The organism is Isoalcanivorax pacificus W11-5 (assembly GCF_000299335.2).
GTDB classification, from domain to species: Bacteria; Pseudomonadota; Gammaproteobacteria; order Pseudomonadales; family Alcanivoracaceae; genus Isoalcanivorax; species Isoalcanivorax pacificus.
In genome coordinates this window covers 1403227-1429502 of sequence record NZ_CP004387.1, presented here as the reverse complement: position 1 = coordinate 1429502, position 26276 = coordinate 1403227, and the positions used below count along the sequence as shown (strand labels likewise).

At 63.7% G+C, this 26276-nt stretch carries 28 protein-coding genes and 1 tRNA gene; 7 read left to right on the top strand and 22 right to left on the bottom strand.

Going from position 1 to position 26276, the window contains the following annotated elements:
* Window positions 1-107: 107 nt before the first annotated feature.
* The 21 genes from S7S_RS06390 to aspS all read right to left on the bottom strand — a co-directional run bounded on the left by S7S_RS06390 (window position 108) and on the right by aspS (window position 18557).
* Window positions 108-1364: an SAM-dependent methyltransferase gene (locus S7S_RS06390; protein ID WP_082027649.1), complete on the bottom strand. Its 1257-nt coding sequence runs from the start codon at window positions 1362-1364 to the stop codon at window positions 108-110.
* A gap of 4 nt (window positions 1365-1368) precedes the next feature.
* On the bottom strand, window positions 1369-2154 hold the full coding sequence (locus S7S_RS06385; RefSeq protein ID WP_008739836.1) for a DUF1365 domain-containing protein: 786 nt from the start codon (window positions 2152-2154) through the stop codon (window positions 1369-1371).
* Complete coding sequence (locus tag S7S_RS06380) at window positions 2151-3413, bottom strand: NAD(P)/FAD-dependent oxidoreductase (protein ID WP_008739834.1); 1263 nt, start codon at window positions 3411-3413, stop codon at window positions 2151-2153. Before S7S_RS06380 ends, S7S_RS06385 begins: the two co-directional genes overlap by 4 nt.
* Window positions 3410-4876 carry a deoxyribodipyrimidine photo-lyase gene (gene phrB / locus S7S_RS06375; RefSeq protein ID WP_008739832.1) on the bottom strand — a complete coding sequence of 489 codons (1467 nt, stop codon included), beginning with the start codon at window positions 4874-4876 and terminating at the stop codon, window positions 3410-3412. Before phrB ends, S7S_RS06380 begins: the two co-directional genes overlap by 4 nt.
* On the bottom strand, window positions 4873-5781 hold the full coding sequence (locus S7S_RS18800) for a MerR family transcriptional regulator (protein ID WP_008739829.1): 909 nt from the start codon (window positions 5779-5781) through the stop codon (window positions 4873-4875). Before S7S_RS18800 ends, phrB begins: the two co-directional genes overlap by 4 nt.
* Window positions 5778-6716, bottom strand: coding sequence for a YbgA family protein (locus S7S_RS06365; protein WP_008739827.1), 939 nt, complete (start codon window positions 6714-6716; stop codon window positions 5778-5780). Before S7S_RS06365 ends, S7S_RS18800 begins: the two co-directional genes overlap by 4 nt.
* 145 nt (window positions 6717-6861) lie before the next feature.
* Window positions 6862-6936, bottom strand: a tRNA-Lys gene (locus S7S_RS06360).
* A 60-nt stretch (window positions 6937-6996) separates the two neighbouring features.
* Window positions 6997-7680: a 7-cyano-7-deazaguanine synthase QueC gene (gene queC, locus S7S_RS06355; protein ID WP_008739825.1), complete on the bottom strand. Its 684-nt coding sequence runs from the start codon at window positions 7678-7680 to the stop codon at window positions 6997-6999.
* A 65-nt stretch (window positions 7681-7745) separates the two neighbouring features.
* Window positions 7746-8387, bottom strand: a complete 642-nt coding sequence (queE, locus tag S7S_RS06350; RefSeq protein ID WP_008739823.1) for a 7-carboxy-7-deazaguanine synthase QueE — start codon at window positions 8385-8387, stop codon at window positions 7746-7748.
* Between the two features lie 56 nt (window positions 8388-8443).
* Entirely contained in the window at window positions 8444-9223 is a 780-nt protein-coding gene (ybgF, locus tag S7S_RS06345; protein ID WP_238582945.1) for a tol-pal system protein YbgF, read from the bottom strand.
* Window positions 9224-9254: 31 nt separating this feature from the next.
* Entirely contained in the window at window positions 9255-9833 is a 579-nt protein-coding gene (pal, locus tag S7S_RS06340; protein ID WP_008739819.1) for a peptidoglycan-associated lipoprotein Pal, read from the bottom strand.
* Between the two features lie 41 nt (window positions 9834-9874).
* Window positions 9875-11167 carry a Tol-Pal system beta propeller repeat protein TolB gene (tolB, locus tag S7S_RS06335; RefSeq protein ID WP_008739810.1) on the bottom strand — a complete coding sequence of 431 codons (1293 nt, stop codon included), beginning with the start codon at window positions 11165-11167 and terminating at the stop codon, window positions 9875-9877.
* Entirely contained in the window at window positions 11164-11916 is a 753-nt protein-coding gene (tolA, locus tag S7S_RS19810) for a cell envelope integrity protein TolA (RefSeq protein ID WP_008739808.1), read from the bottom strand. The genes tolB and tolA overlap by 4 nt, the downstream gene beginning before the upstream one ends.
* Window positions 11913-12344 (bottom strand): protein TolR, encoded by a 432-nt coding sequence (gene tolR / locus S7S_RS06325; protein WP_008739806.1) that lies wholly within the window; start codon window positions 12342-12344, stop codon window positions 11913-11915. Before tolR ends, tolA begins: the two co-directional genes overlap by 4 nt.
* Window positions 12341-13015, bottom strand: coding sequence for a protein TolQ (gene tolQ / locus S7S_RS06320; RefSeq protein WP_202966532.1), 675 nt, complete (start codon window positions 13013-13015; stop codon window positions 12341-12343). Before tolQ ends, tolR begins: the two co-directional genes overlap by 4 nt.
* Window positions 13016-13134: 119 nt before the next feature.
* Window positions 13135-13545 (bottom strand): tol-pal system-associated acyl-CoA thioesterase, encoded by a 411-nt coding sequence (ybgC, locus tag S7S_RS06315; RefSeq protein ID WP_008739803.1) that lies wholly within the window; start codon window positions 13543-13545, stop codon window positions 13135-13137.
* A 27-nt stretch (window positions 13546-13572) separates the two neighbouring features.
* Complete coding sequence (gene ruvB / locus S7S_RS06310; RefSeq protein ID WP_008739802.1) at window positions 13573-14613, bottom strand: Holliday junction branch migration DNA helicase RuvB; 1041 nt, start codon at window positions 14611-14613, stop codon at window positions 13573-13575.
* Between the two features lie 20 nt (window positions 14614-14633).
* Complete coding sequence (ruvA, locus tag S7S_RS06305; protein WP_008739800.1) at window positions 14634-15254, bottom strand: Holliday junction branch migration protein RuvA; 621 nt, start codon at window positions 15252-15254, stop codon at window positions 14634-14636.
* Window positions 15251-15769 carry a crossover junction endodeoxyribonuclease RuvC gene (gene ruvC / locus S7S_RS06300; RefSeq protein ID WP_008739798.1) on the bottom strand — a complete coding sequence of 173 codons (519 nt, stop codon included), beginning with the start codon at window positions 15767-15769 and terminating at the stop codon, window positions 15251-15253. Before ruvC ends, ruvA begins: the two co-directional genes overlap by 4 nt.
* 192 nt (window positions 15770-15961) lie before the next feature.
* Entirely contained in the window at window positions 15962-16702 is a 741-nt protein-coding gene (locus S7S_RS06295) for a YebC/PmpR family DNA-binding transcriptional regulator (RefSeq protein ID WP_008739796.1), read from the bottom strand.
* Window positions 16703-16793: 91 nt separating this feature from the next.
* Window positions 16794-18557 carry an aspartate--tRNA ligase gene (gene aspS, locus S7S_RS06290; RefSeq protein ID WP_008739795.1) on the bottom strand — a complete coding sequence of 588 codons (1764 nt, stop codon included), beginning with the start codon at window positions 18555-18557 and terminating at the stop codon, window positions 16794-16796.
* 358 nt (window positions 18558-18915) lie between these two features.
* Between aspS and S7S_RS06285 the strand changes: the two genes are divergently transcribed.
* Window positions 18916-19347, top strand: a complete 432-nt coding sequence (locus S7S_RS06285) for an HU family DNA-binding protein (protein ID WP_008739793.1) — start codon at window positions 18916-18918, stop codon at window positions 19345-19347.
* 69 nt (window positions 19348-19416) lie between these two features.
* Here S7S_RS06285 and S7S_RS06280 read toward each other — a convergent pair whose 3' ends face one another.
* Window positions 19417-20460, bottom strand: a complete 1044-nt coding sequence (locus S7S_RS06280; protein WP_008739791.1) for a DUF2806 domain-containing protein — start codon at window positions 20458-20460, stop codon at window positions 19417-19419.
* Between the two features lie 191 nt (window positions 20461-20651).
* Between S7S_RS06280 and S7S_RS06275 the strand changes: the two genes are divergently transcribed.
* The 6 genes from S7S_RS06275 (at window position 20652) to S7S_RS06250 (ending at window position 26227) form a co-directional block, all read left to right on the top strand.
* Window positions 20652-21923, top strand: a complete 1272-nt coding sequence (locus S7S_RS06275) for an ABC1 kinase family protein (protein ID WP_008739789.1) — start codon at window positions 20652-20654, stop codon at window positions 21921-21923.
* Window positions 21924-21973: 50 nt separating this feature from the next.
* Window positions 21974-22267: a PA4642 family protein gene (locus tag S7S_RS06270; protein WP_008739787.1), complete on the top strand. Its 294-nt coding sequence runs from the start codon at window positions 21974-21976 to the stop codon at window positions 22265-22267.
* Window positions 22268-22506: 239 nt separating this feature from the next.
* The gene (locus S7S_RS19805; protein WP_008739785.1) at window positions 22507-23733 is read left to right on the top strand and encodes a hypothetical protein; all 1227 of its coding nucleotides are present in this window, start codon (window positions 22507-22509) and stop codon (window positions 23731-23733) included.
* A gap of 2 nt (window positions 23734-23735) precedes the next feature.
* Entirely contained in the window at window positions 23736-24356 is a 621-nt protein-coding gene (locus tag S7S_RS06260; protein WP_008739782.1) for a class I SAM-dependent methyltransferase, read from the top strand.
* A 90-nt stretch (window positions 24357-24446) separates the two neighbouring features.
* Complete coding sequence (locus tag S7S_RS06255; protein WP_008739780.1) at window positions 24447-25652, top strand: sensor histidine kinase; 1206 nt, start codon at window positions 24447-24449, stop codon at window positions 25650-25652.
* Window positions 25649-26227 carry a response regulator transcription factor gene (locus S7S_RS06250; RefSeq protein WP_008739775.1) on the top strand — a complete coding sequence of 193 codons (579 nt, stop codon included), beginning with the start codon at window positions 25649-25651 and terminating at the stop codon, window positions 26225-26227. The genes S7S_RS06255 and S7S_RS06250 overlap by 4 nt, the downstream gene beginning before the upstream one ends.
* Window positions 26228-26276: the final 49 nt, after the last annotated feature.

The window sequence follows — 26276 nt, the reverse complement described above, 5'->3', positions numbered from 1 at the left end:
TCAGAAGGGAAGTTTTGCTTCCCTTTCAACAAGTTAGTGAACGCCTGTTAGGCAGTTTCAACGCGCATGATAGCACAAAACCGCCCGGGTACAGGTAGCGGCGACGTTCACCCCTGCGCGGCCGGCCGGCCACGGCGGGCGGGGCCGGCCGCCAGCAGCTGCACCGTGCTGATGGCGCCCTCGCGAAATGCCCCTTCGCAGTAGCACAGGTAGTAATCCCACATGCGGCGAAAGCGCTCATCAAAGCCCAGGGCAGCCACCTGCTGACGTGCCGCCAGGAAACGGCTGCGCCAGTCGGCCAGGGTGCGGGCATAATCCAGCCCGATGTCATCCACCTGCTCCGGTTGCAGGCGGGTATGACGGCCCAGACCACTGCAGATCACCCGCAGTGACGGCAGGAAGCCGCCGGGGAAAATATAACGCTTGATGAAATCCACCTGACGCAGTGCGTAGTGGTAACGCTGATCGGGGATGGTGATGGCCTGCAACAGCAGCAGCCCATCGTCGGTGAGCAGGTCATTGAGCCTGGCGAAGTATCCCGGCAGGTACTGGTGCCCCACTGCCTCGATCATTTCCACCGAGACGATGCGGTCGTAACGCCCCGTCAACTGACGATAATCCTGGTCCAGCACCGTGACGCGGTCCGCCAGCCCCGCCTCCGACACCCGTGCGCATGCGTAGGCGTACTGTTCGGCAGAGATGGTGGTAGTGGTCACACGGCAGCCATAGTGACGCGCAGCGTGCAATGCCAGGCCACCCCAGCCGGTACCGATCTCAAGCAGATGGTTGTCCGGGCCGAGCTGAAGCTTCCGGCAGATCACATCCAGTTTGTGCAAGGCAGCCTCTTCCAGCGTCATATCCTCGCGGGCATAGATGGCGCTGGAATACATCATGGTCGGGTCGAGAAACAGCCTGAAGAAATCGTTGCCAAGATCATAATGCGCAGCGATGTTGCGCCTGGAGCCGGTAATGGAATTCCGGTTGAAGCTGTGCAACATGCTGCGCAGCGGTTGCAGCATGCGCGCGGCACCGCCCTCCAGCGCCTGCATCGGTTCGATGTTGGCGGCGAAAAAACGCACCACACCGACCAGGTCGTCGCTGTCCCAGAGCTCTTCCATCCAGCCTTCGCCAGCACCAAGCGCACCGCCGGTAAACAACATGCGATAGGCACGCCAGTCGAGGATGCGCAACGCGGCGGCCGGATGGCCTTCGCCGATCAGCAGACGGTTACCGTCTGGCTCCACCAATTGCAGACGGCCAACCGGAAACCGCGCCAGTGTGCGCAACACAAAGCGACGGGCCAGACGATCCAGTGCACTCATCTGGTCTGTTCCCGCCTGGCTCTGGAATCTCAGCATGCCCATACCATCATTTCTCCATTGATGACTGACGCGCATCCGCACTGCCCGCTTTCGCCGGGTGCGGATGGAACGGCACGCCCTTGCGCCACAAACGCAACGCCTGGACGTAGATGGCCGCACTCACCCGCAGTGTCTGCCAGCCAAACCGGCGCAGTACGCTGCCAAGCTGTTCAGGGTGCGCGGGCTGGCATTTCAGACGCATGCCCGCCACAAACACCCGCTCATCCGCCGACCAGTTTTCAATACGCACCGTGATGCTGGCGTCATTCATTGCCAGCCGCCAACGGTACTGCATAGCCATGTCCATGAACGGGGAGACATGAAACGCCTTGTCGTGCTGGACAGAAAACGTGCCGTCGCCATCTGCCACCAGCGCATACCAGTGGCGCTCATGCCAGGGTGTGTTACTGACTTCCGCCAACACGCTGCCAGCCTGCGTGGCGCCGGGCGGGATATGCCAGTACAGCACCAGCGGATTGAACAACCAGCCCAGGCATCGCGGCTGCGCAAGCATCAATACACGCCCTTCTCGCCAGTCCAGCCCGAGGCTCGCTGCCTTCTCGCGCACGCGGGCATGCAACGGACGCGCATCACCCGGCACAGGGGGTGTCAGGTAGTCCTGCTCACGCACCGTTAACGGTCGCCAGCGGCGGCCCCAGCTCCAGTGCCGCGCCAACAGGCCGTCGATGTCCTCAAGATCGACCCGCAGCAACCACAGCGGATAACTGAAACGATGCTGCACCGGCGTCTGCCGCTGGTGCCAGACAGCGCCCTGGCACAAGGCATGGTTCACAGCTTTTCTCCGAAGGCCTCGGCGACACGCAGTGCAGACACGACGCCATCCTCATGAAAGCCGTTCCTGCACCAGGCTCCACAGAACCAGGTGTGGCGGCGACCGTTGATCTCACCGATTTTCTGTCTCGACGCTAGGCCGCGCGTGGTGAACACGGGGTGAAAAAAACGGTGCCGGCTGATGACCTTGTCCGGTGCAATCCGGTCCGTGGCATTGAGCGTGACACAGAAGGTTTCCGGGGCCTGGATGCCCTGCAGGATATTCATGTTGTAGGTGACCTGGATCGGCGCGCCATCTGGCCGCGTGCCGCCTTCAGGCAACAGCGCATTCCAGCTTGACCAGACCGCGCGGCGGCGCGGCAGCAGACGGGTATCGGTATGCAGCACCACATCATTTTCCTGGTAGGGAATGTCTGCCAGACATTGCTGCTCGTCCGCGTCCGCGTCCTGCAGCAACGCCAGCGCCTGGTCGCTGTGGCAGGCCAGCACCACCTCGTCAAAGTGTTCATTGCCGCAGGCCGCCGTGCTGACGATTATCCCCTGCGTTTCCCGCCGCACCGCCAGCACAGGGCTGTCTGTGCGAATGTCGGCCCGGATCTGCGGCACCAGCGCATCCAGATAACGGGCAGAACCACCGGGCACCACATACCATTGCGGCCGGTTGCGAAGACTCAGCAGGCCGTGGTTCTCGAAAAAACGGATAAAGAACTTCGCCGGAAAATCCGCCATGGTCTGCTCGCTGCACGACCAGATGGCACCGCCCATGGGCAGGATATAGTGCGTCATGAACCGTTCACCGTAGCCGGCGCGGCGCAGGTATTCACCCAACGGCAATTCGCCCGCTTCATCGTGGAGCAGCGCCGGCGCTTCTCGGTTGAAACGCAGGATATCGCGCAGCATGCGCCAGTGCGCCGGAGATACCAGGTTACGCCGCTGAGCGAATACCCCCTTGAGACCCGCGCCGGAATATTCCACCCCGGTGTGCGGGCAGCTCACCGCAAAGCCCATCGACGCCGCCTGGCGGCCGACACCGATCTGCGACAGCAGCGTGTTGAAATGAGGATAGGTCCGGTTATTGAAGACAATAAACCCCACGTCGATGCGGTACTCACCGTGGTCACGCGACACCGGCACGGTGCAGGTGTGGCCGCCGAGCACAGGTGCCGCTTCGAACAACGTCACAGCATGGCGGCGGCCCAGCAGCCAGGCAGCGGTCAGGCCGCTGATACCGGCACCAATTACGGCAATACGTCGGCTCATATACAGTTCCTGTTTTTCACGGCTTCGACGATCCCGGTTGAGCCGCCAATGTCGCGGGCCTGCTGGAACGCGGCCGTTACGCGCTCCCGTACCCCCTCATGCTGGACAATCGGTGACGGATAGTCCGGCGCCAGCATCGGTGCCAGCCAGGGCTGGTGCAGCGCCTTGCCGGTCAGCCCGTGCAATTCTGGTACATACTGCTTGATGAACACGCCATCCGGATCAAACCGTTCGCTCTGCCGTATCGGGCTGAACACACGGAAGTACGGCGCCGCATCCGTGCCGGTCGATGCACTCCATTGCCAGCCGCCGTTGTTGGCAGCGAAATCTCCGTCCAGCAACTGCCGCATGAAGTACGCCTCGCCCCAGCGCCAGTCGATGAACAGGTGCTTGGTCAGGAACATCGCGGTGACCATCCGCAGCCGGTTATGCATCCAGCCGGTCTGGTTGAGCTGACGCATGGCGGCATCCACCAGAGGATATCCGGTGCGCCCTTCGCACCATGCCTGGAAGCATTGTTCATCACGCTGCCACTGCAGCCACTTTGTCTCTTCGCGAAACGGCGCCCCCCAGGCCAGGTGAGGAAAATTCGCCATGATCTGCCGGTAAAAGTCGCGCCAGGCCAGTTCACCAATCCAGACCAGGGCCCCTTCTTCCGTGTCAGCCTCGCGCGCCATCGCTTCCCGTGCCATCAGATAGCAGCGCTGCACGCTCAACGTGCCGGCGGACAATGCGACCGACAACAGGCTGGTGCCCGCTTGCGCGGGAAAATCGCGTTGAGCCTTGTAACCGGCCAGCCCTTCGCGCACGAAGCCCTGCAATCGCCGCCGCGCAGCAGCTTCGCCCGGCTGCCAGTGCGCCTGCAGCGAGGCCGGGACATCCAGCGCAGCCAGTGCCTTGCGCAGACTGTTATCATCCCGGAATGCCACCGCCTCGCGCTTGCGTGGTCGCGCTGGCGGGGCCGGCGGATGCTCGTCCAGATAATGCTGCCAACGGCGACGGTAAGGCGTGAAGACCGTGTAGGGCGTGCCCTGCCCCGTTTTCAGCGCCCGCGGCGGCACCAGCACACTGTCATCGAACCCCTGCAATGCGATGCCCAGGCCACCCAGCACATCGGCCACGGCACGGTCACGGCGCAGTTCGTTGAGCGGGTATTCCCGTGTGCAGAACAGCTGGCTGACCTGATGGCGCCGGCAGTAATCGGCCAGCGCCTGCGGTACGCCGGCAAAATCACCACAGTCGATCACATCCAGCACGATGCCCAGCGCAGCCAGCGCCTGGCCCAGTTCCCGCAGCGAGGACAGCACATACCAGCGCCGCAACGGCGCCACCTGATGCGCCTCCCACTGCCCGGGACAAAGCAGATACAGCGCCCGCACCGGCAGCCCGCTGGACACCGCTGCCGCCAGCGCCTGGTGATCGTGCACCCGCAGATCATTGCGATACCAGACCAGCGCCGTCATCGGTTGCCCTCCCCGTGCGCCGTCGCAGCAGGCAGCAGCCCTTGCAACGCCCGCGCCGTCTCGCCGTAGTCGCCGGACACGGCCTGCACACCTTCCGGCAGTGGCGCCAGCAACGGCACCGCATCACCGCAGACATACAGCGGCACACGCAGATGCCGTGGCGCGGCCCCCAGGCGCCGGCGCAAAGCGGTTCGGGTCAGGCCCGGTGACAACACCAGCAATAACGCGCGCACGCTCGCCTGCGCCGCCAGCAGGCGCACCTGCTCGCCTTCCGGCAGCGCCGGCAGAGACAATGCAGGGATGCCGTTCTCCAGCAGTATTGCGGTCTGCATCAGCGCCTCCAGATCATCATCGCTGCCCCATGGCATCACCAGCACACGTGCCGCGCGACCGCCCCGCCGCGCAGCCTGCCACTGGCGAATACCGAGCCGGGCGCGGAGAAAACCGTGCAGCATGCCCGCGGCACCCGGCTCGGCCGGCATGTGCAACCGGGCATGGGTCATCAGCGGCGTGATCCAGCAGGTCACCACTTGCTCCAGCGGATACTCGGCGGCCACCCGGTTGAAGTGCTGCTCCAGCCGGCGCGGGTCCATGTGTGTCAGCGCCGTGATGGCGGGCGCCAGCAACGCCTGCCAGTCTGCGTCGACCTGCGCCCCGGCATCACCGGCCAGCAATGGCCGCACGCGGCTGATGGCGACGCCCTTGTGCAACCAGTCGAGGATGTGGTGCACGCGCTGCACATCTTCCTCGCTGTAAAGCCGGTGGCCTTTGTCAGTGCGCTGTGGGCGCAACAGGCCGTAACGACGCTCCCACGCACGCAGCGTCACCGGGTTCACGCCGGTCAGTTCACTCAGACGGCTGATCGACACACTTGCCTGGGCGGCAGCGGGCAACGGACGGTTCACAGGCTGTTCCTCAGGCCCAGGGCATCAGGGTAAGGCTGCAGGTAGGCCTGCTCCGCCAGGTAACGGTCCGGCGCGCGACGCAACCACTGCCGCAACAGCGTGACCGGCACAACCAACGGCACTTCGCCACGCAGATAGGCGTCGATCTGCTCCTGCATCGCCAGCCGTTCATCGGCACTGATGCGGCCACGAAAATAACCGGCGATGTGCTGCAACACATTGACGTGTGCACCGCGCCGTGCCGGCGTGGCCAGCGCCGCCATCAGGCCCTGGATATAATCCCCGGCAAGCATCTCCAGCGGGCGTGCACGCAGATTGCCCAACAGTGCGCCGAGTGTTCGATAGGCATGTTGCGAGTGGGCCAGCAATTGCAGTTTGTGGCGCGTATGAAAGGCAATCAGCGCGGCCGGCGTCAGCGGCTGTGACTGTTGCCAGTCATGATAGACAAATACCCGCGCGATAAAATTTTCACGCAGCACCGGATCGTTCAGACGCCCCGCCTCTTCCACCGGCAACAAGGGAAAATGCCGTTGCAGTGCCTGCGCGAACAGCCCTTGTTCCGATAGGCCACGCAGTGTGCCGTGTTCGTCGTAGCAACGCACACGCGTCATGCCGCAACTGGGTGACTTGCCCATCAGGATAAAACCCGACAGTGTTGCCAGCGTCGGCATGACACTCGCGCTCCACGCCTGAAGCGCGCCGGTATGGTCCGTGCCGGAACGACGCGCCACCAGACGCACTTCATCCCGCTGTCGCCGCAGCTGCATCGTCGGACGCGGTACACCCAGGCCAGCACCCACTTCCGGGCACAGGGGGCTCAGTGTAACGAACCGCGCCAGTGCACCAGTGCAGAAACGCGCATGGCGATGCCCGCCATCGTGACGCACGGGGGCGCCAGTCAGGCAGGCACTGATACCTACGGTCGGGGGTGTCACGTCTCGGCTCCTCACTGGGCTGGATGATCGCCTGTACAACCGGGATTTTCTGTACAAGGCGGTGAGCGCAGAGTGAAGATGACGTGGCCGGCACAAACAAAAACGCCCCGGCAACAGGTTGCCAGGGCGTTTTTGCTTGAAGAAGTGGTGGGCCGTGATGGATTCGAACCATCGACCAATTGGTTAAAAGCCAACTGCTCTACCGCTGAGCTAACGGCCCGCTCGAAGAGGCGCAAATGATACTAATTTTTTCCGCTCTGACAAGGGCAATGTGCAATTTTTATTTCGGCATGGCCCCCGCATAGCGGGTTGGATCCACCACACCGGCGGCGGCAAAGCCCGCGCGACGCAGCCGGCAACTGTCACAACGGCCGCAGGCCTGGCCGTCGTCATCCGCCTGGTAGCAGGACACCGTCAGGCTGTAATCCACGCCCAGCGCGGTGCCGGCACGGATGATGTCGCCCTTGCTCAGGGTCAGCAGCGGGGTCTGGATGGACGGCGCATGGCCCTCCACGCCCGCCTTGGTGGCCACTGTTGCCAGCGCACGGAAGGCGTCGATAAACGCCGGGCGGCAATCGGGGTAACCGGAGTAATCCACCGCATTGACGCCGATATAGATGGCATCTGCCTCCAGCACCTCGGCCAGCCCCAGGGCCAGCGACAGGAACACGGTGTTACGCGCCGGCACGTAGGTGATCGGGATGCCCTCGCTCTCTTCCTCCGGCACCGCCAGGGCGGTGTCGGTCAGCGCCGAGCCACCAATGGTGCCCAGGTCCAGCCGGATGACCCGGTGGCTGGCCGCGCCGTGGTAGCGTGACACCCGCTCGGCCGCCACCAGTTCGGCGCGGTGACGCTGGCCGTAGTCGAACGCCAGCGTATGGCATTGATAGCCAGCCTCCTGGCCCATCGCCAGGCAGGTGGCGGAATCCAGCCCACCGGACAGCAATACGACTGCTTTTTTCATCGCGTCACCCTTGTTCGCATGACCTCTGTTCGCATGACCTTGGTTCAGATGGTGATCCAGCCGCCTCAGCGGCCCCGGGCGTCCGCCCAGAGAATCTTGTGGAGCTGGAGCTGAAAACGCACGGGCAGCCGGTCTTCCAGTATCCACTGGGCCAGCTGCTCCGGCGGCAGTTGCCCCCAGACAGGTGAGAACAGCACATCTGCCACTTTGTCCGGCAGCGCGTGCTGGTCCAGTTGCAGGCGCGCCCAGTCGTAGTCACGGCGGCTGGCGAGCACGAATTTGACCTGGTCCGCCGCTTTGAGCAGAGCGATATTGGCCAGCCGGTTGTTGTGCATCTCGCCGGAGTCCGGCGCTTTCAGATCCATTACCACGGACACCCGCGGGTCCACCCCGGCAATGTCCATGGCGCCGCCGGTTTCCAGACTGACCTGGAAGCCGGCGTCACACAGCTGTGTCAGCAGGGGCAGGCAGTTTGGCTGCGCCAACGGCTCGCCACCGGTCACGGTGACATATTCGGCGCCGTAGCTTCCCACTTCCGCGACGATGTCCGCCAGATCGCGACGTTGCCCACCCTGGAAAGCGTATTCCGTATCGCACCAGACGCACCGCTGCGGGCAGCCGGTCAGGCGCACGAAGACGGTCGGGCGCCCCACACTTCGGGCTTCGCCCTGCAGGGAGTGAAAAATTTCGGTGATGCGGAGTTCCACGACGGGCCAGCCGGCTGCTCAACGGGGCCGGGATTCTAGCATACCGGGCGCGGACGTCACTTCAGTTGGTCAAGCATGCCCTGTGCCAGCCGTGCTTCGGAGGTGCCCTCATACTGCTTGATGATGCGGTTGAGGGTGACACGGGCGCGGGTGGTATCGCCGGACTCTGCCTGCAAGGTGGCCAGTTTGTAGAGCGCAGCGGGCACCTGGCTGTGGTCAGGGTAGTCGTCCACCACGGTCTGGAACTGCTCCATCGCCTTGTTGCGATCAGGGCTCGGCTGGCTACGGTAGATCTCGCCCAGCCAGAAATGTGCGAAGGGACGGAACTGCCCCTGCGGGAAATCCTTGAGGTACTGCTCGAAGGCATTGCCTGCTGCCGGGAAATCACGGGCCAGCAGCTTCTCACGGGCGGCGGAATAGGCCGCGCGGTCGTTCTCGGCATTACTGGCGGCGGCATTGCCACTGCCATCACCTGCCGGTGCGTCGTCCTGGGGAGCTTTGTCCAGCGAGGCTTCCGCCAGAGCATTGATCCGGGTATCCAGGTCGACATAGCGGGCACGTTCCGCTTCACGGCTGCTGTCCAGCTCGTGGCGCAGTTCTTCGATCATGCCCTGCAGCCGTTGCAACTCTTCTTCGTACTGCTGCATCTGCTGCATCAGCACCATCACGCCTTCCTGCGGAACGGCGGGAGTGCCGCCCTGTGCCTGCCCCTGGGGCCGGGCCGGCGCCGCCGACGATTGAGGCCGCGGGTAGACGCGGTCCTCAACCGTCAGCGGACCGGTGGAGGACTGTGCTGCCACAGTCCCCGCCAGACCGCCAAGCAGAAGGCCTGTCATCAGGCGTTTCATGCTGGCTGACCTCATGACCTTACGGACGGCCAGAGGTGTAGTTCAGTTCCACGCGACGGTTCTTGGCCCAGGACATTTCGTCGGAGCCGCGAGCAGCCGGTTTCTCTTCACCGTAAGCCACGGTTTCGAGCTGGGAAGCAGACACGCCCTGTACGCGCAGGAACTGCTCAACCGCCTTGGCACGACGCTCGGACAGTGCAACGTTGTACTCACGGGTGCCGCGCTCGTCGGTGTGACCTTCCAGACGCACCTTGGCGTTGCGGTTGCTCTTCAGGTGGCTGGCGTGGGCACGCAGGGTGTCAAACGCAGCCGCCGGCACTTCAGAGCGGTCGAACGCAAAGTAGATGGTGCGGGAATCGGTGGTGCCATCGTAGTGAGACGGATGGTTGTGGAAGTTTTCCGCCGTCAGCGGGATGTTGCTGTAGTCCGGGCGGGTCGGACGGGTCGGCACTACCGGGGTAGTGGTGGACGGCTGCTCGGCCACCGGCTCCGGAGTGGTTTCGTAAGTGTCTTCTTCGGTGGGCTTACTGGAGCAAGCGGCAAGCATGGCAGAGGCCAGCAAGGCCACAAGCAATTTGTTGAAGGTAGTGACGCGCATGACAGAAACTCCTGTTGTTTCCGGTGAGATTTAGATCCTTTTCAGAGGAACGGCGACCACGCCGGCTCCCTGACTTCCCCTTCCTTCGATGGCAGGTTCACCTTTACCCTGCCATCGATGGATACGGCCTCGAGGACTCCAGTGCCACCCTCTTGCGTGCCATAAATTATCATAGTTCCATTTGGCGCAACACTGGGTGACTCGTCCATATTCGTACCCGTGACAACATCGAATGTGCCACGTTTCAAATCCTGAACGCCGATCTGGAAGCGACCGCTGCTGCGGTGCACGAACACCAGATGCCGGCCATCAGGCGTAATATCCGGGCGGGCGTTGTAATTCCCTTCAAAGGTCAGACGGCGCACGCTGCCGTCGCGCAGATCAAGCCGGTAGATTTGCGGGCCGCCACTGCGACTGGAAGTAAAGATCAGCGATTGCCCGTCCGGCAGCCAGCGCGGCTCGGTGTCGATGGCACGGCTGTTGGTCTGCCGGGTGAGCTGCCCGCTCTGCAGGTCCAGGGTATAGATCTGCGGGTTGCCGTCACGCGAGAGAGTCAGTGCAAGACGCGTGCCGTCCGGCGACCAGGCCGGCGCACCGTTGATCCCGCGCTCACTGGACACCACCCGTCGCTGCGACGATGCCAGTTCATGCACATAGATTTTCGGCAGGCCGTCGCCCTCGAACGAGACATAGGCCACCCGGCTGCCATCCGGCGACCAGGACGGGCTCATGATCGGTTCACGGCTGCGCAGGATGGTCTGTGTGCGGTGGCCGTCGGCGTCAGCGTACTGGAGCTGGAACGGGTAACTGGCATCGTGGTCGACGGTCACATACAGGATCTTGGTGCTGAACGCACCCTGGATACCGGTAAGCTGTTCGAACACGCGGTCGGAAATCGAATGCGCCACATCACGCAGTTGCGATGCCTCCGGCGTGTAGCTGGCTGCCAGCAGGCGGGCACCACGGGCCACGTCGTGCAGTTCGTATTCCACTTTAAAGAGGCCATCGGCCTGGCGATTCACACGTCCGAGCACGACATAATCGGTGTTCATGACACGAAAATCGCGCCAGATCACATCTTCGCCACGGGACGGACGGCTCAGCAGATCCGCTGTCGGCAAGGGTCTGAACTGGCCGCTGCGATGCAGATCGGCAGCCACGATAGCCGCAATGTCCTCGTCGGGCTGCCCACCGGTGGCCTGGAACGGCACCACGGCGATGGGCACGGCGTCTTCCCTGCCCTGTGTGATCTCGATCACCAGATTGGCGTTGGCTAACGAAGCGTGCACCAGATTCAGGCATCCCAGCAGCAAAATGAAGGTCCACTTTCTCACAACCGCATATCCTCCGGCCGGAACAAAAAGGTGAATTCACGAAATTTTTCGAACGCGGCGCCTTCCGGCACGGGTAGACGTCCCGCGTTCTTGACCGCAGCCACGGCGGTACGGTCCAGTGCTGCATCGCCACTGGATTGCTGCACTGTGACATTGAGCACATCACCGCCCGGTGCCAGGCGCACGGCCAGTTTTACTTCCATACCATTGCGCGCACTCGGCGGACGGCTCCAGCGACGGCTCACGGTGCTCTGGATCGCCGCGATGTACTCTGACGTTTCCGGGTCCGCTTCCAGGCTGTCACTGTCACTCTGCTGCGCCGCCGTCTGTTCCTCGCGGGCGGCTTCCCGCTGTTCGGCGCGCATCACTTCCTCTTCTGCCAGCAGTTCAGCCAGGTCGGGCTGTTCAAAGCTGGGGGCCGGCTCCGGTTTCGGCGCCGGCCTGGGTTCAGGCTGTGGCGTCGGCTGCGGGCGCGGCACCTCCGCCGGCTTCGGCGCCGGTTTCGGAGCGGGTTTCGGCGCTTCCGGTTCGGGCCGTGGGGCCGGTCGCGGCGCAGGACGTGGCCTCGGCGCCGGTTGTGCGGCTGCCGGTTTCGGTCGCTCCATCACCACCGCCTGAATATGTGGCGGTGCCGGCCTGGGCTTTCTCAGCTCCGGTGTGCCGGCCCAGGAAAACACCATCAGCCCGACAATCAGCACGTGCAGCAACACCGATATGGCGACCGCCGGGGCCCCGTCACGCCAGTTCATCTGCCCGTCGGCTCCGGCGGTTCCGTCACCAGCCCGAGGCGCTCGATGCCGGCGCCCTGCAACATGGCCATCAGCTCGATCACCCGGCCGTAGGGCACCTCGGTATCGCCCTCTACCAGAAACAGCGTCTCCGGCGCGTTGCGCTTGATGCGTTGTACGTGCCCACTCACGTTTTCCAGCGACGACGAGGTCTGCTGTGTTTCACCGACATTGATAAAGTAGTTGCCGTCTTTCTTTACCGTGATCACCACCGGCTCTTCGTCGGTGACGATCGGCTGGCTGGTGGTCTTCGGCAGGTCGACCTGCAGCCCCTGCGTCATCATCGGCGCCGTGATCATGAACACCACCAGCAGTACCAGCATCACGTCGATGTAGGGCACGACGTTGATGTCCGCCACCAGCTTGCGCGGTGCCCGCACCTTGATCATTGCGCGCCTCCACGGCCGTGAGCCTGGCGATGCAGCACAGAAGAGAATTCCTCGGCAAACATTTCACATTCGCCCACCAGCTCATCCGTGGCGGCCGCAAAACGGTTGTAGGCCACAACTGCCGGGATCGCAGCAAACAGGCCCATGGCGGTAGCAATCAGCGCCTCGGCAATCCCCGGTGCCACCACCGCCAGCGTCGCCTGGCTCACATTGGCCAGTGCGCGGAACGAATTCATGATGCCCCAGACGGTGCCGAACAGGCCGATGTAGGGGCTGGTGGAACCGACCGTGGCAAGGAACGGCAATGAGCGGTTAAGGCGCGACTGCTCGCGCTGCAATGCCACCCGCATGGCACGCTGGGCGCCTTCCATCACGGCATCGGCATCCCGCGAGGACTTCGACAAACGCACGAATTCCTGGAAGCCGGCACGAAAAATCGCCTGCTGCCCGGAATCCGGATCAGGGTCCTTTTTTACCTGCTGATACAGCGAAGACAGGTCCTCACCGGACCAGAAACGGTCTTCAAACGCAGCACCGGCACGGCGGGCACGACCAATCACGCGAATGCGCGTGACGATCATTACCCAGGACATCACCGACAGCGCCACCAGCAGCAGCATGACCAGTTGCACCAGTGTCGTGGCACCACTGACCAGACTCCATATGGACATGGCATCCGAGTCCACTTGCATCTACCCCGTCTCCTTCATTCTCGCCGTACGCTGACGACGTGCTCTATTAGCCTTTGGACCAACCTTGCCCGCCGGCTCTTGTCAGACCCTGTTCATGATCATGACGCCGCCTGCATGGCACTGCGCAGCGCCGTGGGCAATGCGCGCGGCACCAGATCCGAAGCACGTACGCAGGCCACCTTGACCCTGCCCTCGCACAGCAGTTCCCCGTCGCGCCGGACCTGCTGCACAAAATCAAGCCCGGCCCGGCCAATGCGCGCCAGTGCGGCCGTAACGTGCAAGGCATCATCAATACGCGCCGGCTTGAGATAACGCACCTCGCAGGAGTGCACCACAAACTGGAAATCCTCGTCTGCCAGCGCGTAGTGCTGGTAGCCAAAACTGCGCAGGTATTCAGTGCGCGCACGCTCCATGAACTTCAGATAGTTCACGTAGTACACAATGCCGCCGGCATCGGTGTCCTCGATGTAGACCCGCACGGGCAGGCTAAATTCCGGCGGTGCGCCCATGGTAGCCGTCATCGTTGGAAAACTGTGTTAAACATCGAACAGGTCCCCTGCATTCCCGACGGACGACGACGGCGGCCGCAGACCGAAATGACGCCAGGCATGGTTGGTTACCTGCCGGCCACGCGGTGTGCGATGAATGAACCCCTGCTGGATCAGGTAAGGCTCCACCACTTCCTCCAGCGTGCCGGCGTCTTCGTTCAGCGCGGCCGCCAGGCTTTCCAGCCCCACCGGGCCGCCATCGAATTTTTCCATCATGGTGGACAGCAGCCGGCGGTCGGTGCCGTCCAGGCCCAGCGCATCCACTTCCAGCATGTCCAGTGCCGCACGGGCAATGTCGCCGGTGATCCGGCCATTGCCACGCACTTCGGCGTAATCGCGCACACGGCGCAGCAACCGGTTGGCAATACGCGGCGTGCCCCGGGAGCGGCGCGCCACTTCTTCGGCGCCCTCGTCGTCCACGGGCAGGTTGAGAATGTCACAGGAGCGCAACACGATGCCGGCCAGATCCGGCACGGAATAGAATTCCAGCCGCTGCACAATGCCGAAACGGTCACGCAGCGGCGCCGTGAGCAGGCCGGCACGTGTGGTGGCGCCGACCAGTGTAAACGGCGGCAGGTCGATCTTGATCGAACGGGCGGCAGGCCCTTCGCCGATCATGATGTCGAGCTGGTAATCCTCCATCGCCGGGTAGAGGATCTCCTCCACCACCGGCGACAGGCGATGAATCTCATCGACGAACAGCACGTCGCCGGATTCGAGATTGGTGAGAATGGCCGCCAGATCGCCGGCCTTTTCCAGCACCGGGCCGGAGGTGCTTTTCAGCTCGGAACCCATTTCACGGGCAATGATATGCGCCAGCGTGGTCTTGCCCAGCCCTGGCGGACCAAAGATCAGGGTGTGATCCAGTGCCTCACCACGCATGCGTGCCGCATCAATGAAGATTTCCATGCGCTGGCTGACTTTCGGCTGGCCACGGTAATCTGCCAGGCTCGACGGACGGATGGCCCGTTCAAGCTGTTCCTCGACACCGCCGGTGGTGTTCGCCGAGATCAGTCGTTCACTGTCCATGAGCCTGTCCCCGTGCTGCGTCAGCGCGCCAGCAGACGCAACGTCCTGCGGATCAGTTCGGCGCTGTCGAGCGCCGCCTGTTCCGCGTCATCCAGCCCGGCGGCCGCTTTCGCCACCGCCTGTTCTGCATCCTTGCCCCGGTAACCGAGCGCTTCCAGCGCCGCCACGGCATCAGCATTCACCTGCGACGACGCCGGCAGCGCGACGCGGCCCGGCACCGTCACCGGGTTGCCTTCCAGCCGGTCGAGACGATCTCGCATCTCGATCACCAGCCGCTCGGCCGTCTTTTTGCCGATGCCCGGCACGCGCACCAGCGAACTGGTGTCCTGTTCTTCGATGCAGCGCACCAGCCGTTCAGCCTCAATGCCGGACAGAATCGCCAGTGCCATTTTCGGGCCGACGCCGTTGACCTTGATCAGCGCACGGAACAGCTCACGCTCGAAGCGGTCGACAAAACCGTACAGCAATTGTGCGTCTTCGCGCACCACCATGTGGGTGTGCAGGATAATCTGTTCGCCGGGTGTGTTCTGTTGGTAAAAGGCTGTCATCGGTGCTTCCACCTGATAGCCGACACCACCCACTTCCACCAGCAACCACGGCGGGCGCGCTTCCAGCAAGGTGCCTCTGAGACGTCCAATCATCGAATTCTTCTTCTGCGGATGGCGCTGGCCCCGGCCATACGGGCAAGGCTGACGCGCATGTGAGCGTGACAGATGGCAATGCCGAGCGCATCGGCAGCGTCCGCCTGTGGGGCTTTCTCCAGCCCCAGCAGGTAGCACACCATCTGGGCGACCTGATGTTTTTCCGCACCGCCGGTGCCAACCAGCGCCTGCTTGACCTGGCGGGCGGAATATTCGAATACCGGCAGCCCCGTCTGCACGACAGCAGCAATCGCCGCGCCACGGGCCTGCCCGAGCTTGAGCGCGGAATCCGCATTGCGGGCCAGGAACACTTTTTCGATGCCCACTTCCACGGGTGAATGGGCGCTCACCACTTCGGTGAGCTGGCCAAAAATCTGTCCCAGCCGGGCCGCCATGTCATCGCCTTGTGTGGCAATCGTGCCACAGGCCACAAAGCGGCACTTCTGGCCCACCTGATCAATCAGGCCATAGCCGGTGAACCGGGAGCCGGGGTCAATGCCAAGGATGCGCGTCATGCGGCATTGATACTCAACTTATGGACAGTATGCAAGGGCGTGGGTCTGATGATTGCCGGACGGCGACCACAGGCCCGGACGGGCCGGTGGCGATTGGGTGGCTACTATATATAGAAGCCGGTGCCGTCGACAGAGGGAAGATTGTGTATTCGGTAAAATCGCGCGCGGAGTATCCCGGCACCACCAGCGAGGTCAACCTTCGAAATCATCCGGGAAGCGGACGTTGGTGTAGACGTTCTGCACGTCGTCGAGATCTTCCAGGTGATCGATCATCTTCATCACCTTCTCGGCGGTGTCGCCGTCCACCTCGGCGTCGGTGGCCGGGTGCATGGTCACCTCGGCATTGGCGGGTTCGAAGCCTGCCGCCTTGAGGGCGTCGACCACGTCACCAAAGGCACGGTCGGCCGTAGTGATCACGGTCATGGAGCCGTCGTCATCCACCTGTACGTCTTCGGCGCCGGCTTCCAGTGCGGCTTCCATCAGCGCGTCTTCATCGGTACCCGGCTCGAACAGGATTTCACCACGCTTGGTGAACAGGTAGGCCACCGATCCGCTGGTGCCCAGGTTACCGCCATGCTTGGTAAACGCATGGCGCACATCCGATACGGTGCGGTTGACGTTGTCGGTCATGGTTTCCACCAGCACCGCCACGCCGCCCGGGCCGTAGCCTTCATAGCTGATCTCGTCCATGCTGGCGCCGTCGTCGCTGCCGATGCCGCGCTTGATGGCGCGGTCAATGGTGTCGCGGGTCATATTGGCGGTCAGGGCCTTGTCGACCACCGCGCGCAGGCGCGGGTTGTCGTTCGGCTCCGGGCCGCCCAGCCGGGCGGCGACGGTGATTTCACGGATCAGTTTTGTGAAGATCTTGCCCCGCCTGGCATCCTGGGCCGCCTTGCGGTGCTTGATGTTCGCCCATTTACTGTGTCCGGCCATACCAACCTCGTGCTGCTTCCTTTATTAATCTGGTGCGGTCTGTACGAAACGGCCCGCTTGAAAGCGGGCCGTCTGGGTGTTGCCTGTCGGGTTACTCGCCCTTGCGCACGGCGATGCCCAGTTCGCGCAGCTGGCGGCTGCTCACTTCGGCGGGCGCCTGGGTCAGCGGGCAGGCTGCCGTCTGGGTTTTCGGGAAGGCAATCACATCACGGATCGACTCGCAGCCGGTCATCAGCATCACCATCCGGTCCAGACCAAAGGCCAGGCCACCGTGCGGCGGCGCGCCAAACTTGAGCGCGTCGAGCAGGAAGCCGAATTTCTCTTCCGCCTCCTCATCACTGATGCCCAGCGCCTTGAACACCGCGCGCTGCATGGTCGGCTCGTGAATACGGATCGAGCCGCCGCCCAGTTCAGTGCCGTTGAGCACCATGTCATAGGCGCGCGACAGTGCCGCACCCGGGTTGGCCACCAGTTCTTCCGGTGTGCACGACGGCTTGGTGAACGGGTGGTGCAAGGCCGCCCAGCTGCCGTCGTCGTCCTGTTCGAACATCGGGAAATCCACCACCCACAGCGGTGCCCAGTCGCCCTGCACCAGGCCACGGTCATGACCCACGCGGATACGCAGCGCACCCAGCGCTTCGTTGACGATCTTCGCCTTGTCGGCGCCGAAGAAGATCAGGTCGCCGGTGGCTGCGCCGGTGCGTTCGAGGATGCCCTGGATCGCGTCATCGGTGAGGAATTTCAGGATCGGTGACTGCAGGCCATCGTTGCCGGCCGCCAGGTCGTTGACCTTGATATAGGCCAGGCCCTTGGCACCGTAGATGCTGACGAATTTGGTGTAGTCGTCGATCTCCTTGCGGCTGATTTCGCACCCGCCCGGCACGCGCAGTGCAGCCACGCGGCCGGCCGGATCGTTGGCCGGGCCGGAGAACACCTTGAAGTCCACGTTCGCGAGCAGGTCACCGATGTCCACCAGTTCCAGCGGGATGCGCAGGTCCGGCTTGTCGGAACCGAAACGGCGCATGGCCTCGGAGAACGGCATGCGCGGGAATTCGGGCAGCGTCACATTGAGCAGCTCGGCGAAGACGTCGCGCACCATGCTTTCGGTGATCGCCATGATGTCGTTCTCGTCGACAAACGAGGCTTCCAGGTCGATCTGGGTAAATTCCGGCTGCCGGTCGGCACGCAGGTCTTCATCGCGGAAGCATTTGGCGATCTGGTAGTAACGGTCGAAGCCGGCCACCATCAGCAGCTGCTTGAACAACTGCGGCGACTGCGGCAGCGCAAAGAAGCTGCCCGGATGGGTGCGGCTCGGCACCAGATAATCACGCGCGCCTTCCGGCGTGGCCTTGGTCAGGATCGGGGTTTCCACATCCATGAAACCCTGCGCTTCCAGCGCGCGGCGTACGGCGGCGGTCAGGCGCGAGCGGAAACGGAAATTGGCCTGCACCTCGGGGCGGCGCAGGTCCAGATAACGGTATTTCAGGCGCACTTCCTCGCCGGCGGCGGTGCGCTCGTCCAGCTCGAACGGCGGCGTCTCGGAGGTGTTCAGCAGCGTCAGGCCGGTGCCCAGGACTTCGATATCGCCGGTGGCCATGCGGCTGTTGCGCACGGCTTCGTCGCGCAGGCGCACACGGCCCTGCACCTGGACCACGTACTCGCTGCGCACCTTGTCGGCGCGGGCAAAGGCGTCCTGGGTATCCGGATCGAATACCACCTGCACCAGGCCGGCGCGGTCGCGCAGGTCCAGGAAGATGACGCCGCCATGGTCACGGCGACGGTGTACCCATCCGCACAAGGTCACTTGCTCCCCGTCGTGGGCAGCCCTCAAATCACCACAGTAATGGCTTCGCATAACATCCGGTTCCACTGAATCGTTCGGGCCCGCGCCAGCGTCTGGGAGCCGGTCGCGGAAAGGCGGCTAGTATAGCGATTCACCCTGCCGGCAGCCATGCTGGCGGCGGTGCAGCAGCCCCTGAAGGCACAAAGCAGGGCTTTTTCGCGGGAAAAGTAGCAAAACACCTATAAAAATGGGGCCAAACGGCTTGCTGACGTTCACGCCATCGCATATAACAGGCCCAGAACACGCGGCAAACGGCCCAGTGGCAGCGGCTGCTGCGGTAAGGGCGCGGTAAAACGTGCCCCTGCGCCAACTGTTCGCACAGGAACCATACCAACTCTCTCGGATGAACCAGACAGGGGTACTCAATCCAATGGCTGCAAAAAAGAAAGCTGCTGCTGCGAAAAAACCGGCTGCCAAAAAGGCACCTGCCAAGGCTGCTGCCAAGAAAGCTGCACCGAAGGCTGCTCCGGCACCGCGTAAGCTCAAGGCTGTTTCCGAGCCGATGAGCAAGACCCAGATCACCGCGACCATCGCTGAAACCACCGGCCTGACCAAAAAGCAGGTCACCGCGGTATTTGAAGAGCTTTCCACCCTGGTCGAAGCCCATGTGGCCAAGAAAGGCGCCGGTCAGTTCACCCTGCCGGGTCTGCTGAAAATCACTACGGTGAAGAAGCCGGCCACCAAGGCGCGCAAGGGCATCAACCCCTTCACTGGTGAAGAAACCATGTTCAAGGCCAAACCGGCCTCCATCGTTGTCAAAGTACGCCCGCTGAAGAAACTGAAGGACATGGCTGCCAGCTAAGCACCTGCTGCGCATCCGGAGAAAGGCGGCCTGTGGCCGCCTTTTTTTCGTCTGCCAGTCTCTGGACGGCTATAACGAGAGGCGCTCGGCAAACAGCCCCTGCCCGCCCTCGTGCATCCAGTCGCCCAGTTGCACCTCGCACCCCTGCTTCTTGAATTCGCCTGCCACGGCCAGCAGGTAGGCGGTGTCTGCCTCGACCGGAAACAGCGACAGCACCTCGCGGCCAAAGCGGGTCAGGCGATAGACCGGGAAGCGCAGATCATCCTGGCCGGCGCCCCGCTCGATGAAGATCGCACGGTGCTGACACGGCAGGATGGCACGAAAGCGATCACCGGTGGCCGAGGCCAGCAGCCAGGTTTCCGGACGGCCATACACGCCGCGCAACAATCCCAGCTCCTCCAGTGTCTCGAACAGCGGCTGGTGCAGCGTGGCGGAAAAATAACGCCCCGGCTGCCGGTAGATAAAACCGTCAAAGGCAAACCGCGCGCACAGGCTCACCATTTCCAGATCACGACGCGAGACCAGCCGCAGGAACTCCAGTGTACGCACCGAATAGGTGCCGGGCCGCAACACCTCACCGGCGAGCAGCCGCGCCCACAGTCGTTTCAGTTCAATGGAGACACATCCGGCCGCCGCATCCTGCCAGCGGGCCAGCCAGTCCGGGTCCACCACCGTCTGTTGCAGGCGCTCGCGCGGCAGTCGCCGCCCCTCTTCTTCGGCCAGCACGGCGATATGTCGCAGCGTCAGTGCCCGGCGCACTTCGCGCACCGATTCCGCCAGACCGGCCTGCGACAACATCGCGGCCGCATCCAGCGGTGCCACACGCCAATCCCCACCGCGCTGCTCGATCACCGGATTGAGCCGGACCGCGTTCAGAGCGGTGTCATCCACGGCTTCTGACAGCCGCCCTGCTGCGGTGAGCTGCAGCCGGCCCTCCACCAGGGCCGCCAGTTCACGTTGCACCCGCGCCACTTCGCGCAGTTCGGCCGCGCGCACCTGACGGTGGGGCTGCCCGCGCCGGCGGATCTCGTCAGGCGACACCAGGCCCGGAACGCCCTTGCTGAACAGGGTGTGCCAGAGTTTGTCGAGATAGGTATCCAGTGCCGTATCCATGTGCCCCCGATGAGCCCCGTGTGTGCTGGCCAGGAGCGTAGCATTGGTCGCGTCCGCGTGCTGCTGCCTGTGCCGCACTCAAGGCGAACCAGGGCGCCGGATCCCGACGGCGCCACCGCCGGGGTCGCCTGTAGTCGCTTGGACTTGCCGCTGGCGTTATGTCATAAAGAGCGCCGGACCGGGAGCCCAGCATGTCAGCCATGACCGCACCAACCACCGCGAGCACGCCACGCCTGCTATGGCATGCGCGCGCCCGCTATGGACGTGTGCTGATCACCGGCCGCCGCATTCAGCAGGCACTCTGGCAACACCGCGAGCTGCTGCGCCACCGCGATGAACAGGTGCTGGACCCGCTGCACGACGATGTCGCCCGGGCGCTGGCCGAATTGTGCCGGCGCAACGGCGGTGCCTGGATCAAGTTCGCCCAGTTCCTCAGTTGCCGTCCCGACCTGCTGCCCCCGGCCTATATTGACGCCTTCTCCACACTGCGCGAGGACGCCCCGGCGGCGCACTTTGATGACGTGCAGCCGTGGCTGGAAGAGCTGCTCGGCAAGGACTGGGCCAGTTCCTTCAGCGCCTTCAATATCATTCCCGTGGCGTCCGCCTCGATTGCCCAGGTGCACCGCGCCCGGCTCACCGACGGCACCGAGGTGGCGGTGAAACTGCAACTGCCGCGCGTACAGGCCGAGTTTTCCCAGGACGCCGCTGCACTGCGAGCCCTGACCCGGGTGATCGCCCCGCTGTTGCGTGAGCTGGACCTGCGCCAGATCGTCAATCAGTTGATCCTCACCACCGAACGCGAACTGGATTTCAGTGAGGAGCTGCGCCACCTGCTGGCCTTTGCCGCGCTGCCTCATGCTGCCGGCATCCGTGTTCCGAAAGCCTATCCCGCCCTGAGCAGCGAACGCCTGCTGGTCACCGAGTGGATACCGGGACAGAGCCTGTCCCAGGTGCTGGAGCAGGACCCGGCGCGGGCCCGCCCGATGCTCGAACGGCTGATGGACAGCACCCTGCGGCAGGTGCTGGAGTTCGGCTTTTTCCACGCTGACCCGCACCCCGGCAACTTCATTGTGACGCCGGACAATGAGCTGGCAGTGCTCGATTTCGGTGCAGTGGAACACCTCACCCGCAGCGAGCGACAGCATTACACCGCGCTGCTGATGCGCCTGCTCGGCCTGCGTGACGACCCGTTGCTGCCGCTGTTCGAGGCGGCCGGCTTCCAGGGTCTGGATGAAGAGCGTCTGACCCGGCTGTCGGCGGCGCTGGTACGTGCTCACCAGACCGACAGCACGCTGGTCGAGAACCTGCGTGCGCTGCTGGACGAGTTCCGTCGCCTGCATCTGGTGATCCCGGATTCGTTCGTCGCCATGGTGCGTGTGCTGGTGGTGATCGGCGGCCTGACCACCCGCCATCAGGTCCCGTTCCGCTGGCCTGTCGGCCTCACCCCCGGCTCTGGCGGTTGAAAAAGGCGCCCTGACGCGGGGATAATCGCGCCCCCGAGCAGGAGACCCAGATGAGCGAGCGCAAAGACAAAAAGAAAGTCATCGGCGAGCCGATGACCGACGACCAGATCCGGGTGTTTCTCGACAGCATGCCGGAATCCGGTGTGGATGCCGACTTCCACGCCCTGCAACGCGCCTATCGCAGCCTGCGCGAAGAGGACTTCGAGCGTTTCGTCCGTTTTTTCAGCGAGGCCGGTCGCAACGTCGCCGCCCGTGACCCGCAGGGCCACAGCCTGGCCGATATCGTTGCCACACACGCCCAGTCCGCCACGTATCTGGACATCCTGCAGCGCCACGGCGGCTGACCTGCGGCACCGTCGTCCGCCCCCTCCCGGCACCATCCGTCGCAAAGCGTGGCCGCATGGCCACGCGGCCCGGCGATAAGTCCCTGATTTCCCCGCCTCCCGTTTGTCAGCGGTACGTTCGCGCCAGCAATGGCTGACGCAGCGGCCTGTTCAAATGCGGCAGTAATATGGCAATGTTCAGGCTTGGACTTGCGGTGTCATAACCAATAAGAACAATCCGGATAATAACGAGTGCCGATATGAAATCAGCCCACCCGGCCGCCAGACCTTTCTGGCTCGTCCTGCTGTTCACCTGCCTGCTCTCCCTGAATGCCCACGCAGTCGATGACGATGAGAACATCGACGAAATGGACGAAGTAACACCGGAGGAGCTTTCCTACGAAGACATCCCCGTGGACGAGCGCATCTTCCTGCGCGAATGGCCGAAGGTGCCGTTCAACACTGCCTTCTTCGACTACACGCCGGAGCAGATCGAGGCACGCTGGGATGAATTCATGGTGGGTATCCGTGCGCCGTTTCCGTCGGCGGACTATCTGGAGTACATGATTTCCAACTATCCGGAGATCGTCGAGGGCGTGGAGGCCTTCAACGGCGACTTCGAGGATTTCAGCCAGAAGAACATCCACGTCTGGCGCCTGTTCCTGCGCGGCGACCTGCAACAGGCCCGCGAGGAAGGCATGAAGCTCGGCGTGATCGGCCTGTACCCGGCGATGTTCGCGCAGATACTTCAGGCGATCTATCTGACTGAGCGGCAAAGCGACAAATACATGATGCTGCAGGATGTGGCCAACAAGGTGCGCGAGCATTTCCACATCCTGGAACGCGCGGAGGACGACCCGATCGCCGCCGAGATCGTCGCCTTCACCAAGCTCGGCTATGCCTATGCCCTGGCCCGTATCGCCGAGGAATCACCGGTGCCGGTGATCGTGTTCCGCCGCTATATTGGCAAGATCAAGGGCGGTGCCGAAGAGGTGGTGGAACTGATCCCCGACCACCCGCTGGGCCACGCCTTCCGCGCCGGCGTCGATGCCGGGATCATGCGCCGCGTCGGGCGCGCCACGGGCCGTATTACCTACGGCGCTCGCAGCACGGTGGTGGATGAATCGTTCGGCAAGGCATTCGAAATGGCGCCGGATATTCCGATTCTCAACTATGAGTACGCCAACGCGCTGATCTACATGAGCCGCAAACGCGACCTGAACCAGGCCTACGACTACCTGGCCCGCGCCACCCGCTACACACCGGCCTGGTCGATGGACGCACTGGATACCATGTATGCCTTCAAACGGCTGCAGGAAGTGCGTCTGTTCGACGAACAGTACCGCAGCTTCCGTTCCTTTGAACGTCAGCGCCGCCGCTTCAGCCGCGTTACCGACCGCAACCTGACCAATGTGATGACAGCGCCGCTCACCATGGACATGATGGAGCACCCGGAGAAATACGCGTTGCCACCACAGGAGCACTGACATTGGGCTGGTACGAAGACCATATCTTCCCTCCCCTGCTGGACTGGGCCACGCGCCCACTGGAACGCACCCGCCGCGAACTGCTGGCCCAGGCCAGCGGTCGCGTGCTGGAACTGGGCGTCGGCACGGGCGCCAACTTTCCCAGCTACACCGCTGCGGCCACCGAAATACACGGCATTGAACCGACGCCAGCGCTGTTGCGCCTGGCCCGTGACCGCGCCGCCAGCCTGCCGGACCCGCAACGCTTCACGCTGGTGAAAGCCGGCGCTGAAGCGCTGCCTTACCCCGATGACCACTTCGACAGCGTGGTCGCCTGCCTGGTGTTCTGCACCATCCCCGACACCGAGGCTGCCGCCGCCGAGATCGCGCGCGTGCTGCGTCCGGGCGGTACGGTGCTGGTGCTGGAACATGTCGCCAGCCACCGGCATGGCCTGCGGCGTCTGCAACGGGGCATCAACCCGGTGTGGCGCCGGCTGGCCTGTGGCTGCGAACTGACCCGCGATACCGCAGCACTGCTGCACCGGCATGGTTTCGATCTCAACGACACCCGCCACTGGCGCCACCCGGCCCTGCCCGGCCTGATGGCCGAAGTGCTCTATGGCCGCGCCACCCTGCCGGGCTGAATGCAGGATCAGCAGACAGGACAATTTGCCACACCCCCTCCGCGCGCGTGATCGCTACAATAGACGGCTTCATGAGCCGATAAGCCGCCGATGACTTCAAGCTGGCAAGACCCGCGTGCCTGGCGCCGCCGCCTGGTATTCCTGCGCGGCAGTCTGGTGACTGCCCTGGCATTGCTGTATCTGCTCGCCGACCTGCGCGCAGCTTCGCCCTTGCCGAGCGTGCAGGTGGCCTTGTGGCTGGTGCTGTTGTGGCTGCCGTCGCTGCTGTTCCTGCTGACGCGCAACCGTCCGGTACGCTGGCAGTGGTGGTTGTGCGGGCTGGAAGTATTGATCGACCAGTTACTGTTTCTGGCCCTGCTGCATCAATTGGGCGGCTCGGCCAACCCGATCGCCTTCTATCTGCTGCTGCCGGTGCTGCTGGCCGCACTGGCGCTGCCGCTGCCGGTGAGCCTGCTGCAATCGGCCATCGCCATCGGTGGCTATGGCCTGACGCTGCACTGGCATCTGGTCCCCAGCCATCACAGCCACCTGCACGCGCTGACCAACGAAATCCACCCCGACCATGGCCTGGGCATGTGGCTGGCGTTTTCTGCCGTGGCCGCTGTGCTGACCATACTCGGGCAACTGTTGCGGCAAGCCCAGCAGCGGGAATTGCGCAGCCAGGGCACGGCGCTCAATCTGGCGCTGCAGCGCGAACGCATGTATCAGGTCGGCGCCACGCTGGCCGACCGTGCCCATGAACTGAACACGCCGCTCTCCACCCTGCTGTTGCTGAGCGAATCACTGGCCGAGGACACCGGCCTGCCGGCCCACAGCCGCGAGGACGCGCAACAGATCGGCGCGCTGGCACGGCGCATCAGTGCCCTGCTGCGCCCGGCGCCGGAAACCGCCGCCCAGGCGGAGCCACCCTGCGCGCTGTCCGTATTGACCGGCGAACTGGCACTGACCCTGCGGCATCTGGCGCCCACCCTCACCGTGCGCTGGCAAGGCCCGCTGGACCCGCTATTGCGCCAGCGCGGCACCTGGCAGCGCGTGCTGGCCAATCTCGGCTATAACGCCTGCGATGCCGGCGCCACGCACCTGGATATCGCCTGCGACCAGGACAGCAACGGCCTGCTGATCCAGATCAGCGACGATGGCCCGCGCGGTGACGGGCAACGTGAACGCGAAGGCCTGGGCATTGGCCTTGCGCTGGTGGAGACCAGCCTCGCCGCACTCGGCGCTACACTGGAACTGGATTTCGACCGACAGTGGACCCAGGCGCGCATCCGCGTGCCCCGTGGGGAGCAGCCATGAGCACGCACGCCCATTCGATTCTGATCGTCGAAGACGACGATGCCCTGCGCACCCAGTTGCAACGTGCGCTTGGCCGCCGCGACTGGCACTGCCACGCCGCCGACAGCGTGGACGCCTGCCTGGCGCTGCTGCCCGCCCTTGCGACGCTGGACGCCGCCATCCTGGATCTCAATCTCGGTCACGACAACGGCCTGACACTGATCACACCGGTCCTGGCGCGCTTCCCGGCCTGCCGGGTGCTGGTGCTGACCGGTTATGGTTCTATTCCCTCAGCGGTGGCCGCCACCCGGCGTGGCGCCCACAACTACCTGACCAAACCGGCCAGCCTGGCCGATATTCTCGCCGCTCTGGGCGACAACACGCCGGAGCAGACGCCATTACTGCCGGATGCCCCGCCATCGCTGGAACGGCTGGAATGGGAACATATCCAGCGGGTGCTGGATGATCATGACGGCAACATCTCTGCCGCTGCGCGCACCCTTGGCATCCACCGCCGCACCCTGCAACGCCGTTTGAAAAAACGCCCCAGCGCCAGTGACTATGCCCGCGACCGGCAATCCGGCCAGGCACACTGACACGCGCCTTCACACTGATTTTTTTACGCTTTTCCGCAACGTAAACGCT

Coding starts and splice junctions, on each gene's coding strand:
- ruvC (WP_008739798.1), bottom strand. CDS start 15,769: ATGACGCGCATCCTTGGCATTGACCCCGGCTCCCGGTTCACCGGCTAT.
- S7S_RS19805 (WP_008739785.1), top strand. CDS start 22,507: ATGAAATCAGCCCACCCGGCCGCCAGACCTTTCTGGCTCGTCCTGCTG.
- phrB (WP_008739832.1), bottom strand. CDS start 4,876: ATGACGGCGCTGGTCTGGTATCGCAATGATCTGCGGGTGCACGATCAC.
- S7S_RS06275 (WP_008739789.1), top strand. CDS start 20,652: ATGTCAGCCATGACCGCACCAACCACCGCGAGCACGCCACGCCTGCTA.
- ruvA (WP_008739800.1), bottom strand. CDS start 15,254: ATGATTGGACGTCTCAGAGGCACCTTGCTGGAAGCGCGCCCGCCGTGG.
- ybgF (WP_238582945.1), bottom strand. CDS start 9,223: ATGACAGGCCTTCTGCTTGGCGGTCTGGCGGGGACTGTGGCAGCACAG.
- queC (WP_008739825.1), bottom strand. CDS start 7,680: ATGAAAAAAGCAGTCGTATTGCTGTCCGGTGGGCTGGATTCCGCCACC.
- tolR (WP_008739806.1), bottom strand. CDS start 12,344: ATGATCAAGGTGCGGGCACCGCGCAAGCTGGTGGCGGACATCAACGTC.
- S7S_RS06285 (WP_008739793.1), top strand. CDS start 18,916: ATGGCTGCAAAAAAGAAAGCTGCTGCTGCGAAAAAACCGGCTGCCAAA.
- S7S_RS06390 (WP_082027649.1), bottom strand. CDS start 1,364: ATGGGCATGCTGAGATTCCAGAGCCAGGCGGGAACAGACCAGATGAGT.
- S7S_RS06280 (WP_008739791.1), bottom strand. CDS start 20,460: ATGGATACGGCACTGGATACCTATCTCGACAAACTCTGGCACACCCTG.
- pal (WP_008739819.1), bottom strand. CDS start 9,833: ATGCGCGTCACTACCTTCAACAAATTGCTTGTGGCCTTGCTGGCCTCT.
- S7S_RS06255 (WP_008739780.1), top strand. CDS start 24,447: ATGACTTCAAGCTGGCAAGACCCGCGTGCCTGGCGCCGCCGCCTGGTA.
- ruvB (WP_008739802.1), bottom strand. CDS start 14,613: ATGGACAGTGAACGACTGATCTCGGCGAACACCACCGGCGGTGTCGAG.
- aspS (WP_008739795.1), bottom strand. CDS start 18,557: ATGCGAAGCCATTACTGTGGTGATTTGAGGGCTGCCCACGACGGGGAG.
- S7S_RS06295 (WP_008739796.1), bottom strand. CDS start 16,702: ATGGCCGGACACAGTAAATGGGCGAACATCAAGCACCGCAAGGCGGCC.
- S7S_RS06250 (WP_008739775.1), top strand. CDS start 25,649: ATGAGCACGCACGCCCATTCGATTCTGATCGTCGAAGACGACGATGCC.
- ybgC (WP_008739803.1), bottom strand. CDS start 13,545: ATGGGCGCACCGCCGGAATTTAGCCTGCCCGTGCGGGTCTACATCGAG.
- tolA (WP_008739808.1), bottom strand. CDS start 11,916: ATGAACTGGCGTGACGGGGCCCCGGCGGTCGCCATATCGGTGTTGCTG.
- tolQ (WP_202966532.1), bottom strand. CDS start 13,015: ATGTCCATATGGAGTCTGGTCAGTGGTGCCACGACACTGGTGCAACTG.
- S7S_RS06380 (WP_008739834.1), bottom strand. CDS start 3,413: ATGAGCCGACGTATTGCCGTAATTGGTGCCGGTATCAGCGGCCTGACC.
- S7S_RS06270 (WP_008739787.1), top strand. CDS start 21,974: ATGAGCGAGCGCAAAGACAAAAAGAAAGTCATCGGCGAGCCGATGACC.